Origin of the sequence: Bariatricus sp. HCP28S3_F11 (genome assembly GCF_052065395.1) — a bacterium.
Classification (GTDB): Bacteria; Bacillota; Clostridia; order Lachnospirales; family Lachnospiraceae; genus Allocoprococcus.
This window is the reverse complement of the sequence record NZ_JBQHUC010000089.1, coordinates 1-1897: the sequence shown is the minus strand read 5'-3', so window position 1 is coordinate 1897 and position 1897 is coordinate 1. Positions and strand designations below refer to the sequence as shown.

At 41.1% G+C, this 1897-nt stretch carries 1 protein-coding gene and 1 pseudogene; both read left to right on the top strand.

Annotated elements, in window-relative coordinates:
* Positions 1–7: 7 nt before the first annotated feature.
* Positions 8–109, top strand: a pseudogene (locus tag ACTNBR_RS16310) (transposase); the annotation flags it as partial.
* Between the two features lie 554 nt (positions 110–663).
* Positions 664–1897: group II intron reverse transcriptase/maturase (gene ltrA, locus ACTNBR_RS16305; protein ID WP_441019236.1), on the top strand; the 1234-nt coding region annotated here is incomplete at its 3' end.

The following is a 1897-nucleotide window of genomic DNA, read 5'->3' as shown; positions in this document are numbered from 1 at the left end:
TTATAATATGGATTTGGATAATAATGCACATTCAGTATTTTTGTTATATTATCATTTGATTATGGTTGTGAAATATCGCCGGAAAGTGATAGATGATGTAATATCAAACAGGTGCGAGCTGCGAAATCAGCATAGCTGATTTCCCCTAGTGTGCGGAAGGAATTCCGCAAACTTTGGTAAGCTGATAACAATACAGTAGGAAAATCCTATCAGGTAAGGTCTAACCAACCGCCTGTACCGAGTCCTTGGAACCAAAACGGTAACGTCAGGTTTAAGCGTAGGACAGGGAGCAACAGAGCCGAAACGAAAGTGAAGTGATTGAGCTGGGAAATTATTACGAGGTTGGAAATGGTCGATGTGTTCTGTTACGCAGTAGACAACACTGCTATGGCCGATATGGTGAGGCCACAACGGCATCCCCCAGTCTGAGAGCTTGGCGAGGTTGATGATAAGTATGTTATCGGAACAGCTGAGATCCTGTCATTTCCCCCAAGGGGTATGGAGACCAAAACAAAGAAATGCGTCAGGAATTCAAATGAGTGGCAGGAAGTCCGACACAGCCATAGTATCGGAGAAGTCTGTGAAAGCAGATGGAGAAAAGGGCTGTGCACTTTATAGCTTCAAGTAATTAGGAACTATGCAGACGAAAGAGAGCTGATGAACATGGTAAATGAGTTGCTTGGAATACAGTACAATATTGCAAAAGCAAACAGAACCGACAGAAAGGTACAGAATCTTGCGTCCTATATCAATGTAGATACGCTTCGAGCAATTCATAAAACAATGGATAAGAAGAAAGCATATGGAATTGACAAGGTAACAAAAGAGGATTATGAGCTGAATCTTGAGGAAAATCTTGCGAATCTTGTAAAACGGATGAAAAGCGGAAGCTATTGCCCAAATCCAACAAGGCGAGTCTATATTCCGAAAGAAACAAAAGGCAAAATGAGACCACTGGGAATCTCCTGTTATGAGGATAAACTGGTGGAGAATGCGATTGCACAGATACTGGAGCAGATTTATGAGCCAAAGTTTTATAATGAGAGCTTTGGATTCCGCCCAAACAGGAACTGTCATCAGGCGGTAAGAGAAATCATAGAAATGGTGCAGTATCGAAAGACGAACTATGTGGTGGAAGCAGATATCAAAGGATTCTTTGATAATGTAGACCATGAATGGTTGATGAAGATGCTGTCGCATGATATAGCTGACAGAAAATTCCTTGAAATAATCGAGAAATTTTTAAAAGCAGGAATCATGGAAAATGGAAAATATCTTGACAGCGAACGAGGAACCCCACAGGGAAACGGAGCCAGCCCGATACTTGCAAATATATATTTACACTATGTACTGGATAACTGGTTTGATGTAATCGTAAAGCGACAATGCAAGGGAGAAAGTTATCTTATTCGCTACTGTGATGATTTTGTTTGTTGTTTCCAGAACCGATACGAAGCGGAAGTTTTTAAGCAGAGACTGGAAGAACGCTTTGGAAAGTATGGGCTAGAATTAGCAGAGGAAAAGACAAAGATTCTGGAATTTGGGAGGTTTGCCAGGCAAAACCGAAAAGCAAGAGGAGAAGGAAAGCCAGATACCTTTGACTTTCTTGGCTTCACATTTTATTGCGGAATGGACGGAAAGAAGTGCTTTTACCGTTGTAGGGTAAAGACCAGTAAGAAGAAATTTCGGAGTAAAATCAAAGCAATGAAAGACTGGATAAAGGCACACAGAACAATGCCATTGGAGCAGTTAATTAAAACAATCAATGCAAAACTGAGAGGACACTATCAGTATTACGGAGTGACCGACAATACAAGGGAAGTGAAGAACTTTCTTACGCAAACAAAATGGCTGTTGTTTAAGTGGCTCAATCGGAGAAGTCAGAGAAGAGGCTATA